Source organism: Clostridium chauvoei (genome assembly GCF_002327185.1).
In the GTDB taxonomy this organism is placed as follows: domain Bacteria; phylum Bacillota; class Clostridia; order Clostridiales; family Clostridiaceae; genus Clostridium; species Clostridium chauvoei.
The window spans coordinates 1,796,756-1,812,717 of record NZ_CP018624.1 but is presented as its reverse complement, the minus strand read 5'-3'; the positions used below and the strand labels follow the sequence as shown (position 1 = coordinate 1,812,717).

General features: G+C 28.7%; 15 protein-coding genes. 11 read left to right on the top strand and 4 right to left on the bottom strand.

Going from position 1 to position 15,962, the window contains the following annotated elements; genetic code table 11:
• The first annotated feature begins 106 nt into the window (after window positions 1–106).
• Both BTM21_RS08545 and BTM21_RS08540 read left to right on the top strand, forming a co-directional pair.
• Window positions 107–664: a DUF3867 domain-containing protein gene (locus BTM21_RS08545; RefSeq protein WP_021875115.1), complete on the top strand. Its 558-nt coding sequence runs from the start codon at window positions 107–109 to the stop codon at window positions 662–664.
• 144 nt (window positions 665–808) lie between these two features.
• On the top strand, window positions 809–2,365 hold the full coding sequence (locus BTM21_RS08540; protein ID WP_079481195.1) for an ABC-F family ATP-binding cassette domain-containing protein: 1,557 nt from the start codon (window positions 809–811) through the stop codon (window positions 2,363–2,365).
• A gap of 183 nt (window positions 2,366–2,548) precedes the next feature.
• On the opposite strand, the gene BTM21_RS08535 is transcribed toward BTM21_RS08540, so the two are convergent.
• Together BTM21_RS08535 and BTM21_RS08530 are read right to left on the bottom strand one after the other, a co-directional pair.
• Entirely contained in the window at window positions 2,549–4,177 is a 1,629-nt protein-coding gene (locus tag BTM21_RS08535) for an IS1182 family transposase (protein WP_079481794.1), read from the bottom strand.
• Between the two features lie 196 nt (window positions 4,178–4,373).
• A complete protein-coding gene (locus BTM21_RS08530) occupies window positions 4,374–5,288 on the bottom strand; it encodes a LysR family transcriptional regulator (RefSeq protein WP_021875117.1) in 915 nt (304 codons plus the stop codon).
• Window positions 5,289–5,575: 287 nt separating this feature from the next.
• Here BTM21_RS08530 and BTM21_RS08525 point away from each other — a divergent pair, with 287 nt between their 5' ends.
• The 6 genes from BTM21_RS08525 (at window position 5,576) to BTM21_RS08500 (ending at window position 11,970) form a co-directional block, all read left to right on the top strand.
• Window positions 5,576–7,045 (top strand): SLC13 family permease, encoded by a 1,470-nt coding sequence (locus BTM21_RS08525; protein WP_021875118.1) that lies wholly within the window; start codon window positions 5,576–5,578, stop codon window positions 7,043–7,045.
• Between the two features lie 13 nt (window positions 7,046–7,058).
• Window positions 7,059–7,811 (top strand): hypothetical protein, encoded by a 753-nt coding sequence (locus tag BTM21_RS08520; protein WP_079481196.1) that lies wholly within the window; start codon window positions 7,059–7,061, stop codon window positions 7,809–7,811.
• A gap of 12 nt (window positions 7,812–7,823) precedes the next feature.
• On the top strand, window positions 7,824–9,077 hold the full coding sequence (apgM, locus tag BTM21_RS08515) for a 2,3-bisphosphoglycerate-independent phosphoglycerate mutase (protein ID WP_021875120.1): 1,254 nt from the start codon (window positions 7,824–7,826) through the stop codon (window positions 9,075–9,077).
• A 459-nt stretch (window positions 9,078–9,536) separates the two neighbouring features.
• The gene (locus tag BTM21_RS08510) at window positions 9,537–10,187 is read left to right on the top strand and encodes a hypothetical protein (protein ID WP_021875121.1); all 651 of its coding nucleotides are present in this window, start codon (window positions 9,537–9,539) and stop codon (window positions 10,185–10,187) included.
• 228 nt (window positions 10,188–10,415) lie between these two features.
• Window positions 10,416–11,279, top strand: coding sequence for a restriction endonuclease (locus BTM21_RS08505; RefSeq protein WP_021875122.1), 864 nt, complete (start codon window positions 10,416–10,418; stop codon window positions 11,277–11,279).
• A 217-nt stretch (window positions 11,280–11,496) separates the two neighbouring features.
• Window positions 11,497–11,970: an ASCH domain-containing protein gene (locus BTM21_RS08500; protein WP_021875123.1), complete on the top strand. Its 474-nt coding sequence runs from the start codon at window positions 11,497–11,499 to the stop codon at window positions 11,968–11,970.
• A 50-nt stretch (window positions 11,971–12,020) separates the two neighbouring features.
• Here the strand turns inward: BTM21_RS08500 and BTM21_RS08495 are convergent, their stop codons facing one another.
• Entirely contained in the window at window positions 12,021–12,269 is a 249-nt protein-coding gene (locus BTM21_RS08495) for a hypothetical protein (protein WP_021875124.1), read from the bottom strand.
• 241 nt (window positions 12,270–12,510) lie between these two features.
• Between BTM21_RS08495 and BTM21_RS08490 the strand changes: the two genes are divergently transcribed.
• Together BTM21_RS08490 and BTM21_RS08485 are read left to right on the top strand one after the other, a co-directional pair.
• Complete coding sequence (locus tag BTM21_RS08490) at window positions 12,511–12,846, top strand: PadR family transcriptional regulator (protein ID WP_079481197.1); 336 nt, start codon at window positions 12,511–12,513, stop codon at window positions 12,844–12,846.
• Window positions 12,827–14,134, top strand: coding sequence for a DUF2812 domain-containing protein (locus BTM21_RS08485; RefSeq protein ID WP_161493085.1), 1,308 nt, complete (start codon window positions 12,827–12,829; stop codon window positions 14,132–14,134). Before BTM21_RS08490 ends, BTM21_RS08485 begins: the two co-directional genes overlap by 20 nt.
• Window positions 14,135–14,230: 96 nt before the next feature.
• On the opposite strand, the gene BTM21_RS08480 is transcribed toward BTM21_RS08485, so the two are convergent.
• Window positions 14,231–14,788, bottom strand: a complete 558-nt coding sequence (locus tag BTM21_RS08480; RefSeq protein ID WP_021875127.1) for a helix-turn-helix domain-containing protein — start codon at window positions 14,786–14,788, stop codon at window positions 14,231–14,233.
• A 147-nt stretch (window positions 14,789–14,935) separates the two neighbouring features.
• Between BTM21_RS08480 and BTM21_RS08475 the strand changes: the two genes are divergently transcribed.
• A complete protein-coding gene (locus tag BTM21_RS08475) occupies window positions 14,936–15,871 on the top strand; it encodes a DMT family transporter (protein ID WP_079481199.1) in 936 nt (311 codons plus the stop codon).
• Window positions 15,872–15,962 lie beyond the last annotated feature (91 nt).

The following is a 15,962-nucleotide window of genomic DNA, read 5'->3' as shown; positions in this document are numbered from 1 at the left end:
ATAAATTTAATAAATTTTGAACTATTTTGCCTTACTGTAGAATAAAATAAATCAGTATTGTATAATAATATAAACGTCTATTTTGATTTAGAGGAGTGTGCTTAAGATGGATAGAGTAATTGATTTTAATGAATTAAAGAACAGAGTTAATGATAAAGATATAGATAAATTTGAGTCATATATTTATTCACTATATTATGATATGTCAGCAGGTAAATTAACAATGTCCGATTTTACCAAAGAAATGATGTCATATATGGAGAAAAATAATATATCACAAGATAAGTTTTTAAAAATGCAAACTAAACTTATGGAGAGATACGGTTTTGATGCTTCAAGTTTAGAAGAGCAAGTTAAGGCTTTAGGCTTAGATAAAATAACAGGTACTTCAACTGATGTAGAAAAAATTAGAAAGACTATGAGCTTTCAAGAAAAATATAAAGAAAAAATTCAAATGAAAGCTGTAAGTACGTATACAATTAGCAATGAAAAAAATAGTCTAGATATTATTCTAGAAGAAGAAAATGTAATACTTAAAGGCTTCAATAAAATAGATTTAGCTGACTTAGAGCTAAATGAATTCTTATGTTCATATAAAAAGGTACTAGATAATAAGCAATTGAAGATATCTATATGTGAAAATGTAAAAGAATATGAATATTAGAAAAGATAATTAAAATTAGTAAAAGAAATTTCTTTATTTTATAAGATTATCGTATATAATAAATAAGGTGTGAAATTATATCACACCTTATTTTTGTATAGAAATTTAAATATTTAATATAAACAAGTTTACGGAGGGGATAAAATGAGCATTTTAACCGTTAAAAATATGAATCATGGTTTTGGCGACAGAGCAATATTTGAAGAAGTATCCTTTAGATTATTAAAGGGGGAGCATGTTGGTTTAATAGGAGCTAATGGTGAAGGTAAATCAACATTTATGAATATAATAACTGGAAAGTTAATGCCTGATGAAGGAAAGATTGAGTGGAGCAACAGAGTTAGAGTTGGTTATATGGATCAACATGCAGAGCTAACTAAAGGTATGACAATAAGAGATACTTTAAAGGGAGCATTTAAATACTTATTTGACTTAGAAGCTGAAATGAATGATATCTATGGAAGAATGGGAGAAATGGACGAGGATGAAATGAACAAGTCTTTAGAAAAGACTGCAGTTATCCAAGACATGTTAGATAACAATGGATTCTATCTTATAGATGCAAAAGTTGAAGAAATTGCAGGAGGTCTAGGACTTAAAGATATAGGATTAGATAGAGATGTTACAGATTTAAGTGGTGGACAAAGAACTAAGGTATTACTTGGAAAGCTTTTACTTGAAAATCCAGATATCTTACTTTTAGATGAGCCTACAAACTATTTAGATGAGCAACATATAGAATGGCTTAAGAGATTCCTTCAAAATTACGAAAATGCATTTATTTTAATATCACATGATATTCCATTCTTAAATTCTGTTATAAATTTAATCTATCATGTGGAAAATAGAAAGCTTACTAGATATGTTGGAGATTATGAAAACTTCCAAAGAATTTACGAAGCTAATAAGAAACAACTAGAAGCAGCTTATGAAAGACAGCAACAAGAAATAGCTGGACTTAAAGATTTTATAGCTAGAAATAAAGCTAGAGTTGCAACTACAGGTATGGCTAAGTCAAGACAAAAGAAGCTTGATAAAATGGATATAATAGAACTTCAAGCAGAAAAACCAAAGCCAGAATTTAGATTTAAACAAGGAAGAACTTCAGGAAAATTAATATTTGAAACAAGAGATTTAGTAATAGGTTATGATGAACCATTAACTAAACCACTTAACATATCAATGGAAAGAGGACAAAAAGTAGCTTTAGTTGGTGCTAATGGACTAGGTAAATCAACTTTACTTAAAAGCTTAATGGGATTAATAAAACCAATAAGTGGAGAAGTAGAACTTGGAGATTACCAAATGCTAGGGTACTTTGAACAAGAAATAAAAGAAGCAAACTACAAGACATGTATAGAAGAAGTTTGGGAACAATTTCCTTCATTTACACAATACGAAGTAAGAGCAGCATTAGCTAAATGCGGACTTACAACAAAACATATAGAAAGTAAAGTTTGTGTATTAAGTGGTGGAGAACAAGCAAAGGTTAGATTATGTAAGCTTATAAATAGTGAAACAAATATACTTATCCTAGATGAGCCTACAAACCACTTAGATGTAGATGCAAAAGATGAATTAAAGAGAGCATTACAAGAATATAAAGGAACTATATTACTTGTATGCCATGAACCAGAGTTTTATAGAGATGTGGTAACAGATATATGGAATTGTGAGGAGTGGACACTTAAGATAACTTAAGGATAACCTAATTTGATAGTTAATAGAAATGGGGCTGTCGCATAGCGGGTAAAAAAATCCGCTAGCGATAGCTCCTTTTCTATATTTTTATAAAATTTATTACACATTTTATAATATAAATAAACTCTATTTAAAAATAGACGCACTTTAATAAAGCTAATAAAAAAGACTTAAAAAATTTAACTATAAAGCTTCTTTTAGCTCAAATAAATGCTTACCAGTTCGGTTAGATTGTATTTTGTTATGTAATTTATTAACATTATGAGCCATAGCAATTAGGATGCTTTCTGCTAAAACATTCTTTTGACCACGACACATAAATCTTCTGAAATTCATATCATGTTTTACTTGTGCAAAAGAGCCTTCTGCTTGAATACTTCTATTCATTCTAAGTAAGATGCCTTCATCAGTAATAATTCTTTCTAAATCTTCTTTTCTTTGACGATTAAACTTTTTTGAAGTTTCAAGTTTCTTAGTTCTTTCCCCCAATGGAATTTTAGAATTATTTCCTTTAATACATTTACTCTTAAAGCTACAATTACTACAGTCCTCACATGAATAAATTGTTTTTTCACTTTCATATCCTGTTTTAGATTTCTTGAACTTTATACCATTGACTTTTAGAGTCTTACCATTCTGGCAAATAAATAAATCATTCTCAGCGTCATAATCCATATTTTCTATTCTGCCAATATCATTCTTATACTTTCTTGTCTTTGATATTTCATAATTAGAAGGTTTAATAAATGCTATTTGATTATTATCCTCAATAAATGAGTAATTCTCTTCACTTTCATAGCCAGCATCAGCAACTATTTTTGAATATTTAAAATTTAGATGCCATTCCATACTTTTTAAAAAGGGTATTAATGTAGTAGTATCTGTTGGCTGTGGTCCCACAGTAAGCCACGAAATATATTCTGCATCAACACCGTGTTGTACATTATAAGCAGGTTTAAGTTGACCATTTTTCATAGCATCTTCTTTCATTCTCATAAAAGTAGCGTCATTATCTGTTTTTGAATAACTATTTCTTTCTCCGCAGGTGTATACTTTTTGGTTATATTCTTTGAATTTTGAAAGATACTCTTCAAGCTTCTCTATAGATTTTTGAAGTGGTGATTTTCTTTTACCACATCCGTGGACGAATTCAATAGTTTCAATTTTCTTTAATTCATAAAGCCTTTTCTTTAGCTTTTTTACGTGCCTCATTTGAACTTTATTTTTATAAATCAATTTAATACCATAAAGTTCTTCGCATTCTTTTACAAGGTCGGCTATTTTTGTTAATAATTTAGCCATGTTTTTTGTCACAGCTTTTTTCCAAACGAATGTATATTTATTTGCATAAGCTTCTATTTTAGTACCATCAATAAATATTGATCTGCCTGATATTTCTCCAATCTCATAAAGAAAATTAGACATTTCAGCCAATATCTTTTCAGCACATGGAGCAAAATGTAAACTTCTAAATCTTGCAAATGTTGAGTGATCCGGAGCAGATGCCCCTTCGAGTAAAAACATAAAATTTATATCTCTAAGACATGCTGTTTCTATATCTCGTGAAGAATAGAAACCATTCATATATCCATAAAGCACAATCTTTAACATGTTCGTTGGCGATACTTGATTTTCTCTTATTTTAGAATAAGTAGAATATAGGTCAGTTAAATCCATCTCCTCTACAAACTGACTTAGTAATCTCACCGAATCATTTTCTGGAATTATGCAATCTATATCAAAAGGAAGTTTTAATTGATAAAACTTTCGATTTACAGTATAATTTTGTTGTAAAATATTTTTTAGTTGCATAAAAAACATTTTACCATAAATCCTAAACTATTGAGTTTAGGATTTATTTTTTTTGCATCAAAAAGGAGCTGTGCACTATTATTTAGTGCGACAGCCCCATTTTTTTAGTGCTTCCATATTGTGCATAAAAAAGAGCATTCATATTAAGAAGATAATGAGTGCTCTATATACATATCAAGTATTTTAGGTTGAATTATTATTTTATATGGTCTTTACTTTTGGAAATCATAAGCTCTTTTATAAATTTTAAAAATAGTTCAGTTGAAAGGGGCAGATTGATATCTTTATGTTTTATATAATATATATGGCGTGTTAACTTTATGTCATCAATTATGTCAACTTTACTGAGCAATCCAAGTTTAAGTTCTTGTTTTACAGCGTTTTCTGATATTATGGATATTCCTAAGTTATCATATATACTCTGTTTTATTGCTTCAATACTTCCAACTACGCATATATTATTTGAAATAAATTTAAAGTTGCCTATTTTCTCTAAATAAGATACTAATGAGGTATTTGGGTTAGATATTAAGAAAGTTTCATTTTTTATATCATTGATAAATATTCTTTTTTGTGTAGCCCATGGATGGTCGTTATTCACAACTACAACAAGAGGATCTTCTAATAGAGGTTCGCATAATATGTCCTGAGTATCAGAGAGATAGGGTTGTGAAATTATTCCAAGGTCATAGTTTTTATTTAACACACTATTAATTACGTTTTTAGTGTACTGCACATGATTAACTACTGTGATAAAAGGATATTTTTGTTTGAATAAGAACATTATATTTGGTAACATATATGTTCCAGGTGTGTTAGAGGATGTAATAGATATCTCAGATTGTTCCATCAATTTTGCTTGCAGTAAGTGTTCTTTTGCATTTATAAAAGTATTGGCTATCTGCTGAGCATATGGTAAAAAAAGTAGACCATCTTTAGTTAATTCAGCTTTTTTTGTTTTACGGTTAAATAAACTACAATCTAGATAGTTCTCTAAGCGACGAATCCTCATTGAAATTGCAGCTTGTGTACAAAACATTGCTTCTGCTGTTTTTGTAAAACTGTTATTTTTCGCTATAAGCAGAAATGTTTCAAGTGTTTCTAAATCCATTTCTTATCCTCCTCTGTAGAGTGTTAATTCACTTATGTATAAATATTATTTATTATATTATAGGTGATTTTCTATATAAAGTACATAAATAAATTTCATTGGAGCAGTTTTTTATAGGAACTATAAATATAATTTATGATTGTAACTATTTTTAATAGCTATAAATTTTATTTATGATTATTATAAATAAAGGTTATTGGTTAATTTATATTTTTTTCAGTATTATTAAAGTATCATATAGTTAACTTTTGATAGAGTTTTTATTTAGTAAAGGAGAGATTTAAATTATGACCGAAAGTGTTAAGGTTAAAAAAGTGAAAAGTCCATTTGAGATAAGGATGGCTTACTTTGGATTACCAATTGCATTAATTGTTTTGGCTCTTATCTGGACCATGGAAACACCACAAGGATTAGCGTATAATGCAAAAATGTCTATGGGGATATTTGCATTCGCACTAATTCTTTGGGTTACTAATGGAATTCCAAACTATGTAACATCACTTTTAGTATTAGTTCTTTTGCCAGTTACAGGAGCTTGGACAGAACGAGAGGTGCTGGGGGTATTTGGCTATGATGTTATATGGTTAATGATTGCAGCTTTTGTAATCGCTTCCGGTATGGAAAAAAGTGGACTTGCTAGAAGACTTTCACTATTTCTTATTACAAAGCTAGGAAAAAGTACTAACTCAGTACTTATTGTATTAATGATTACTAACTTTTTAATTTCTTTTGTTGTTCCTTCTACCACTGCAAGGGCAGCTATGTTATTACCAATTGTTATGATGATTGCTGAAGTATTTGAGATTAACCATGGGAATAAAAGTGATAGAAACTTTGCAAAATTATTGGCGCTTCAAGGAATTCAAGCTAATAATCTTTCTACTGCTGCCATTGTAACAGCAACTTCATCACAGATACTTGCCGTGAGTTTTATTAAACATCTTACAGGAAAGAATGTTTCATGGATGGACTGGTTTATCGCTGCTGCACCAATTACTATAATTACACTGATTGCCTCATTTTTAATTGGTAAAGTAATGTTTAAGACTGACAATAAATCAGCATCTAAAGAAAAGATAGCTGCTCTTGAAAAACAATATAAAGATTTAGGTAAAATGAATGCTATCGAAATTAAGGCTCTTATTATGTTTGGTATTACAATATTACTTTGGTGTATGGATAGTGCACAGCTTAAAGTATTTGGATTCCAACTTAGTCTTGTTATGGTTTCTATACTTTCGGCTATTATGTTCTTTTTACCTCATATAGGTATATTGGAATGGAAGGAAGCTAAAATATCTTGGAACCTTTTGGTATTTAGCTGTGGTGCTTATGCAGGTGGTTTAGCACTTGATTCTTCAGGAGTTGCATCTTGGGCATTGAACAAAATGTTTTCAAGTCTAGGAGTTGAAAAGCTGAGCTTTTTCACTCTGTATGCAATAGTTATATTTATAGCTAGTTTTTCACATATAGTATTTACGAGTAAAACTGTTAGAACTATAATACTTATTCCTGCGATTATAGCAATTGCAAAGACTGCAGGGGTTAATCCAGTAGCGCTTGCACTTCCAGCTTCAATTATGATTGCAGATTGCATTACATTACCACCTCATAGTAAAGTTAACCTTATATATTACGGTACAGGTAACTTCACAGTTCTTGAGCAGTTTGTTTATGGAGTAGCGGTTCTTCTTGCAAAATGGGGAATCATGTTAGTTGCATCATTTACATGGTTCAAAGTAATCGGATTAGTGTAAGGAGGCAAATTGTATGAAAAAATTATTAACGATATTATCTATTTTTATGATGTGTTTTTCATTTTCAACTGTAGCTTTTGCAAGCAGTGTAGCAGAATTAGAGTATGTGAAGGATGTTGTTGTACCTAATGGACAGAATGGTATTATTACTACAACTATCCAGGGTACTACAGATAGTGAAGGTGTTTTAAGAATGCCTTGTTATAAAAATGCTGATATTAAAAAGATTGATGTAAAAACTGGTAAATTAATAGAAGCATTGAAAAAAGAAAAAACCGGAAGTCTTGAATACTATATTGCAAAATTTGAAGAAAAGGAAGATAAAGTTGAGCTAGTTATTTCTCAAATTCAAAAGAATACTTTTGAAATTAATGCATCAAAGCAAAAAGATACATTTCCAGGCAATGTTAAAATGGTTACTTATAAGATGACAAATAATGCACCTATTGAAATAAAAAAATATGCTTTAGAAATGGCTATTCCTGAAGATTATGAACTTTATAATATAGTAGGCTACAATCCAGAGAAACCATATAGTATGTTTTCAAAAGATGGTAGTAAGTACGGAGCCTTCGAATTTGGAAAATTATCTGCGGGAAAAGAGAGTAAGTTTTCAATTAATATATATAAGACAGGAAAGTCTTTTACTTTCATACTTTGGGGGGCCGTTGTTTTAATTTCTGCATTCTTCATGTATAAAAATAAAGAAATGCTAAAACAAGCTAAAGAATTAACTAAAGAAAACAAGGCTAATACTGTAAAATAGGAGATGAATCAGTTGAGAAAGAAACAAGGATTACTTATGATATTAGATGGATTAGGAGACCGTCCTAATCTGGAGTTAAATGGAATGACGCCACTTGAGATAGCCAAAACTCCAAACCTAGATTTTCTTGCTTCACAGGGAATGTGTGGGAATGTTTATCCAATAGCCCCAGGGTTAAGAGTAGGTACTGATGTTGGTCATCTTCATATATTTGGGTGCGACAGCAATAAAGTATACTCTGGAAGAGGACCTATTGAAGCTTATAGTGCGGGAATAGAATTGATGCCAGGAGATGTTGCCTTCAGAGGTAATTTTGGAACTATTGATGAGAATTATACCGTTATTGATAGACGTGCTGGTAGAATTCGTGAAGGCACAAAAGAATTAGCAGCTGCCATTAATGGTTTAATATTATCTGATGGTACACAAGTAATTGTTAAAGAGCTTACGGAACATAGAGTTGCAATTGTATTAAGGGGGAATAATTTAAGTGATAAAATATCCTGTACTGATCCAGGTACAGCAGTAGAAGGGGAGAAGCTTGTTATTCCAAGTCCGTTAGATGATACAAGCAGTGCTGCTAAAACAGCAAAAAACTTATGGGAATTCACAATGCGTTCTTATGAAATTTTGAAGGAACATCCTATAAATAAGCAACGTCTTTCAAAAGAATTATATGTAGCTAACGCTGTAATAACTAGAGGTGCAGGTCAAAAGAAATATATGCCATCTATAAAGGAGCTTTATAATATAAAAGCTGCATGTGTAGCAGGTGATATAACTGTTGGGGGGATAGCTCAACTTGTAGGTATTGACTATTTCTCTAATGAAAGTTTTACTGGAAGTTTTGACACCAATCTAATAGGTAAAGCTGATATGGCCATTAATCTTATCAATGAGAAGAGCTACAATTGGGTTGTAATGCATATTAAAGCTACAGATTTAGCAGGGCATGATAATCTTCCAATTGCAAAGAAAGATATGATTGAAAAAGTGGACAGCATAATTGGATATATTCTAAAGAAAATTGACCTTAATAAATGTTATATAGCAGTTACAGCTGATCACTCTACCCCTTGTGAGGTAAGAGACCATACTGGTGATGGAGTTCCAACAATTATTGCTGGTGGAGATGTTAGAAAAGATAGTGTTAATTCTGCTGGTGAATCTCAGTTTATGTCAGGCAGTCTAAACAATCTTACTGCAAATGATATTTTTATGCTACAGATGGATTTATTAGGTTTTACTGAGAAGGTAGGGTCATAATTTAAAAGAGTACTAACCTTTTAAAGTAGCAATTATCTCAAGGACACTAAAAAATAGTTATGTATAAATAAGCTGATTTCTGTATTCAACAGGAGTCAGTTTTTTAAATTTTATTGATAACGATGATTAATATATTTACTAATCACTTCTCTCTAAAGTCATTTTTATTGTTCTATACCACTCATAGTTGAAAGCTTTTAAAATATTATCTCTTAGTTTTAATTTTACTTAGCCTTTTACTTCCTAAAGATATTAGTATTGGACATTAAAGATAACTTAAAGACAACCTAATTTGACAGTTAATAGAAATATCTTAAACATGATTATTTAGGTTATTTTTTATAAATCTCATTGGGAGTTTTGGAATAGATACAAAAATATGTTAAAATTATACATGATCATATATAAGGACCTTTTTACCTACACTTATATATTTAAAAAGGAGATGTAGTATATAGAATGAATAAAAAAATAACTTTATTATTAATATTATTATCTTTGTCCCTTGTCTCATGTGGACAAAAAGATACTGTATCTAAGTCTGATAATCAAGGTCAAAACTCTATAGAACAAGAAATTAATAACACTGATAAGGATACTTCATCAGATGTAAAAAATAATAGTAACACAAATAAAGCCACTGACGTTCCTGAGCAGTTTATTATGGCGGGAGGAGCTAATAAAGTCCCTGGACTTTGTGAATATGTTGTATCCCCAGAAATAAATCCTTCAATTATTACTCAAAACCCATTATTTAATGATTCAGCAAATAATGATATTAATTATATTGATGTAGTTCTCAATATATTTAATACGAGTAATGAAGCTAAAATGTCAAAGGATACAATAACCGCAAAAATAAAAATTAAAGATAAAGAATATTCTTGTTTTTCTCTTATAGAGAATATCGATGGCTCTAATTTTGATGAAGCTACTTCAGTAAACCCACAAGAAAAAAGAATAATTCACTATATAGCTAAAGTTCCTAAATTTGAAGCTAGTACAATTAATTATGAAATTATCTTAACTATAAACGGAAAAGATTACAGTAATAAATTTACCTATGAACAAGGTTTAACTGAAGAAGAATACTATAAAAGACTTAATTGAAGTTTTAATAGATAAAGAAAAAAGTACATTGTTCAAAAATTAATAAGGATGGTACTTCAAAATATCCATTGTACGAATGGACAACTAAGAAGTATAAAAGATTTTATTGTATATAAATAAAATATAATGATGAATCTGAAAATAAAGGAGTAGAGAAAATCTATTCCTTTATTTTATTTAGATGTTAAAATGGTAGTAGAGAAATAATTAATACAAGAGGATAAATAAATGTTTAAGTACAAGTATGATGAATTAATAGAGCCTTGTTTTAAAGTAATTAAGCAATTAGGAGGCTCAGCTACTAATGTAGAGATTAGGGAAAAATTAATTGAAATATTAAATTTAAGTGAAGAAGAAATTGATGATATACATAGAAATAGTACAACAAAGTTAGATTATAGGACTGGATGGGCTAAAAATTACTTAAAGAATGCAGGTTATATTATTAATAGTGCAAGGTCAGTATGGTCATTAACAGATGAAGGTAATAAAGTTAATAATGTAGATAAAGATGAAGTTAAATTTAAAGCTAAAGAAAAAATTCAAGATGATAGTATAGTTGAAGAAAACAAGGTGAATGAATGTGAGATAAATGAGTTTTATGATGATGAAGAACATAGTATTGATGACTATAACTGGCATAATAGAATTATTGAAGTTGTAAAAAAAATTTCTCCAGATAAGTTTGAAAATTTATGTCAAAGATTATTAAGAGAGCTAGGTTTTAGTAATGTAGAAGTAACAGGAAAAAGTCATGATGGAGGAATTGATGGTAAAGGAATATTAAAGTTAGGTGGAGTATTATCATTCCATGTTGCATTTCAAGCCAAAAGATATGAAGGAACAGTAAGCTCATCAGTTGTAAGAGATTTTAGGGGAGCGATGATGGGGAGAGCTGATAAAGGACTTATAATTACAACAGGTGTATTCTCAAGAGAAGCAGTAAAAGAAGCTACTAGAGATGGAGCTACACCGATTGATCTGATAGATGGAAATGATTTAGCTAAACACTTGAAGGAATTAGGATTAGGTGTAGAAGTGAAGGTTGTTGAAAAAGTAATAATTAATGAAGATTGGTTCAAAAATATTTGAAAATGATAAGATTTGATAGGTTAATACCAGAGTTATAAGTAAATAATATTTTAAAATATAGTAATATTTTGGGGTTTAAGGTAGAATATGAGAGAGTTTAAATATATATAGGGGATGAATAAAGTAAAAAATATTATAGGAGCTATTTTAATAGCCCTGAATGCAACATATGTAATTATGATTATGTTTCTAGAATAGATTCGTTGGAGGGAAATTTATGAATAGTAGGAGAAATAGTATAGAAATAGTATGGAGTAACTATTTAAATTTAATTGGAGAAAATGAAAGTACTACTAAGTTAAAATATAATTCATGGAGTTTTGGTGACAATAAAGAATTAGCAGATGAATTGGTTGATATTGTTTTAAGGGGTGAAAAAACTGCTACTACATCACTTTATTGTTTATATGAAATTGAAAATGAAAATTTACCGAAGGCGAATGACTTAGGAATAGTAACAGATTTTGATGGAAATGCAAAATGTGTAATAAAAACTAATAAAGTAAGTGTGTTACCTTTCTTAGAAGTAAATGCAGAATTTGCATATAAAGAAGGGGAAGGGGATAAGTCACTAGAATATTGGAGAGAAGGTCATATTAACTTTTTCAATAGGTTATTAAAAGAATTAGATATGCATTTTTCAGAGGATATGTTAGTTGTTTGTGAGGAATTTGAAATAGTATATAAATAAACAACACCTAATAAAATTAAATAATTTTTACTAGGTGTTTATATTTTAATCTAATACCCATCAGCAGCAATTATAGAAGCTTGACAATCACCACGAATAGCAACTATTAAGAATTTATCTTTAAAGTTAAAAGAAAAAGGACCATACTTTCGCATAACGAATCCTTCCATATCATACCATTCTGCATTTCTAGGTATGACTGATACAGATATTGAATTGAAAGTAATATTTGATTCTTTAATTTCAGTTTTTATCAAATCTATACAAACATCAGAGTTTGTATTTTTATCTATAGTCATTTAATGCACTCTCCCTAAATTATATTTAAAAGTGAGTAGTAATCTATTTTTAAAAGGTTTATTTATATAATGTATATTATGACAAAGTAGATGTAATAGTGATTAAAAGCAAAGAAGTTCTTTTTTCTTTATTTTTCAATGTATAGATATTATTTATAAAATTATATTGACAATATCGATACTCAATATTAGAATAAAAACAAGAATATCGATGGTCGATATTGGAGGTGAATCAATAGAAATGGCAAGAGAGCAATTTCAGAATTTAACAGAGCCTATGTATTATATATTAATGTCATTGATTAACGAAAGATGTGGCGTAGATATTATGGCTGATGTAGATAGTATATCTAAGGGACGTGTGAAGGTTGGACCAGGGACTTTATACGCATTGTTGGGGAAATTTGAAAAAGAAAATATGATAAGAGAAACAGAGGTGATAGGAAGAAAGAGAAGTTATATTATTACGGAAAAGGGATTAGAGATATTACGGGAAGAGTATAAAAGATTACTAATTTTAGTTGATGACGGAAAAATGCTTTTAGGGGGAGATGTTTATGACGATAGGAAATACTAAATGGGTTTTATTTAATCTATTACCTTATGAATATAAAGCTTTAGAAAATTATTTAGAAGAAATGGCTTTAAAGGGATGGAAGTTAAAAAATATGAGAGGATATCTATTGAAATTTAAGAGGATAGAGCCTAAGAAAATAAAATATTCAGTAGATATAATGGATAAGATATCATTTTTTGATGGGAAAAATAGTGAGAGTGCATTAGAATACAGAGAATATTGTAAAGCAGCAGGATGGGAATTTGTTTGCGAAAGAGAAAAAATACAAATTTATTGTAGTGAAAGTGACTTAAGCAATAATCCCATACATACTGATGAAGAGGAAAAGTTTAATTGTATTTTTAAAGCATCTTTAAAGTATGTTTTATCAAGTTTAATTATTATATTATCAGTTGGATTTACTCAATATATAAGCACATTTGGAAGTTATGAAGCAAACTTCTTAGCAAATGATATGCAAATATTTTTATTATTTATTTTATCTATATTTATAATACATGGAATAATAGGAGTAGTTAACTTTGTTATTTGGGGTGTTAAGGGGAAAAGTGCTTTAAAAAAAGGAGAAGTTGTGTCTTATAACTGCTTTAAAGCAATGAAGATTAGATTAGTTCTTAATAATATAAGTATACTATTAATGCTATCGTTAATTATATACATGGGTATAATTGGAGAAGCGTATATGTTAAAAGTGTTAGTAGTAACTTTATTAGCAACAGGTTTATTATCTATAATAATGAATTTTATAAGTAGAAGCAATTGTAAAGATAAAAAAACTTTAAACATATTAGTTTATGTTATTTTTACAGTAGTTATTTTTATTGGGCTTAACACATTAATTTTTAGTGAAGTTTTTTCAAAAATTAATTCAAGGGATAGTAAAATTGAAGAAGAAAATTATCCAATAGTTTTAAATGATTTTAATGATAAGAGTATAAATGATGAGGGTAAATATATTGATGAAAAAAATGGGGTTTTAGCATCTAGATTATATTATAGTGTTAAAGGAGAAAAGATTGATTTAAGTTATGATTTATTTGAAAGTAATTATAAATGGACTGTAGAATACGCTATTAATAAGAAAATGAAGTGGTTAAAAGAAATTAATATAAAATATATAAAAAAGGAAACAAATCTTCCATCAGAAATACAAGTTTATAAACAAGAAAATAGAAATACTTATTTAATGATTTCAGATAATAAAATTATTGAGATTAATGATTGGAATGAAATTTTAAGTGAAGATGAATTATTAAATAAATTTTATGAAAAGGTATTTAAGGAATAATATATTACTTTACAAAGAGGATATAGCAATAGCACTTAGTAAGAAATTTTAATTTTACTAGGTGCTATTTATTTTAAGTAACCCTAAAATAAAAAGTTATATTTTAGAATAGTTTATTATATTTTGAAATACTGCTTTATTTTCTTTTATATTTTTATATGTATGAGTTTTATTAGCTTTAAATCTAATTGAAGATCCTTTTTTAAGTTCAAAGGATTCTGAATCTATATCAATAATAACTTCACCTTCAGTAACTATTATATATTCTTCTACACCATCATTGTGAGGTGGAGATATATGATTACAGCCAGGGTTTAGTTCTATTGTAAAAATTTCAAAGCCTTTATTAACATCAAAAGGAAATATTGGGTATAAACTCATTTTTTCATTATCTTCGATTATTGGAGTTATTTCATTTTGATGTATAATTTGAAGGTCATTTTGACTCTCTTCAATAAACAAAGAAAAAGATACTTTTAAACCATTTGCAATCTTCCATAGAGTAGAAACTGTAGGATTTGATTGACCACGCTCTATTTGACCAAGCATAGCCTTACTTACGCCTGTTATTTTGGATAACTCATCTAAGCTTAAATTACGATTGTTTCTTATATTTTTAAGTTTATTGCCTATAATTAAATTTAAATTTTTCATTTTAATCTCCTATTAGAATTTGTATGTTTTAACATATATTATTTTATAATATTAGATTGATATTGTAAAACATAGGTTGTACAATATAACATATATAATATAATATGACATACGGAATATTGTATATAAAACAAGGGGGGAATAAATTTGAAGAAAGCAGTTATATTTGGAATTGGGTCATCTTTATTTTTTTCATTAACATTTATATTAAATAGGCAAATGAATATTGATGGAGGAAGTTGGCTATGGAGTTCATCTCTTAGATATATTTTCATGTTACCAATTTTATTTATTATTATGATTTTAAACAATCAATTAAAAGTAGTGATAAGGGATATTTTAAAAAGACCTATTCAATGGATTATCTGGAGTACAGTAGGATTTGGATTATTTTATGCACCACTTAGTTTTGCATCAGAATATGGTGCTTCATGGTTAGTTGCAGGAACTTGGCAAATAACTATAGTAGCAGGAGCTCTTATGTCACCATTGTTTATGGAAAAAGTAAAAGTTGGAGAAAGTACAGTATATGTAAGAAATAGTATTCCTAAAAAATCCTTAATGATGTCATCAATAATATTATTAGGAATATTTCTTATGATGTTTGAAGAAGCAAAAGATATTTCAGGAAGCAAAACATTTTTAGTAATTATACCTGTAATTATAGCGGCATTTGCTTATCCACTTGGTAATCGTAAGATGATGGAAATTTGTAAAAATGAATTTACTACATTTCAAAGAGTATTTGGAATGACTTTATGTAGTATACCTTTTTGGTTATTTATATCAATTTGGGGCACAATAACTGTAGGGCTTCCAAGCAAGGGACAAGTAGTTCAATCTTTTATAGTTGCTATATTTTCTGGGGTTATTGCAACTATATTATTTTTCAAAGCTACGGAAATGGTAAGTAATAATGTACATAAACTAGCAATAATAGAATCAACTCAAGCTGGTGAAGTAATATTTACACTTTTAGGAGGGATTTTTATATTAAATGATAAAATTCCAACAACTATTGGGATAGTTGGAATAACTTTGGTGGTAATTGGAATGGTTCTAAATAGTATTATTAAAGCTTAAAACTAAGATATTTGATTATGATAGTAAGAACATATTGTTTTTAAAAAATACATAATTATTAAAAATAAAATTAGATTTTTAATAATTTAAC

What these genes read in the sequence shown, in the direction of transcription:
- BTM21_RS08535 (WP_079481794.1), bottom strand. Translation starts at nt 4,177, where the DNA reads ATGCAACTAAAAAATATTTTACAACAAAATTATACTGTAAATCGAAAG.
- BTM21_RS08525 (WP_021875118.1), top strand. Translation starts at nt 5,576, where the DNA reads ATGACCGAAAGTGTTAAGGTTAAAAAAGTGAAAAGTCCATTTGAGATA.
- BTM21_RS08545 (WP_021875115.1), top strand. Translation starts at nt 107, where the DNA reads ATGGATAGAGTAATTGATTTTAATGAATTAAAGAACAGAGTTAATGAT.
- BTM21_RS08490 (WP_079481197.1), top strand. Translation starts at nt 12,511, where the DNA reads ATGGCAAGAGAGCAATTTCAGAATTTAACAGAGCCTATGTATTATATA.
- BTM21_RS08485 (WP_161493085.1), top strand. Translation starts at nt 12,827, where the DNA reads ATGACGATAGGAAATACTAAATGGGTTTTATTTAATCTATTACCTTAT.
- BTM21_RS08520 (WP_079481196.1), top strand. Translation starts at nt 7,059, where the DNA reads ATGAAAAAATTATTAACGATATTATCTATTTTTATGATGTGTTTTTCA.
- BTM21_RS08495 (WP_021875124.1), bottom strand. Translation starts at nt 12,269, where the DNA reads ATGACTATAGATAAAAATACAAACTCTGATGTTTGTATAGATTTGATA.
- BTM21_RS08510 (WP_021875121.1), top strand. Translation starts at nt 9,537, where the DNA reads ATGAATAAAAAAATAACTTTATTATTAATATTATTATCTTTGTCCCTT.
- BTM21_RS08480 (WP_021875127.1), bottom strand. Translation starts at nt 14,788, where the DNA reads ATGAAAAATTTAAATTTAATTATAGGCAATAAACTTAAAAATATAAGA.
- BTM21_RS08530 (WP_021875117.1), bottom strand. Translation starts at nt 5,288, where the DNA reads ATGGATTTAGAAACACTTGAAACATTTCTGCTTATAGCGAAAAATAAC.
- BTM21_RS08500 (WP_021875123.1), top strand. Translation starts at nt 11,497, where the DNA reads ATGAATAGTAGGAGAAATAGTATAGAAATAGTATGGAGTAACTATTTA.
- BTM21_RS08540 (WP_079481195.1), top strand. Translation starts at nt 809, where the DNA reads ATGAGCATTTTAACCGTTAAAAATATGAATCATGGTTTTGGCGACAGA.
- BTM21_RS08505 (WP_021875122.1), top strand. Translation starts at nt 10,416, where the DNA reads ATGTTTAAGTACAAGTATGATGAATTAATAGAGCCTTGTTTTAAAGTA.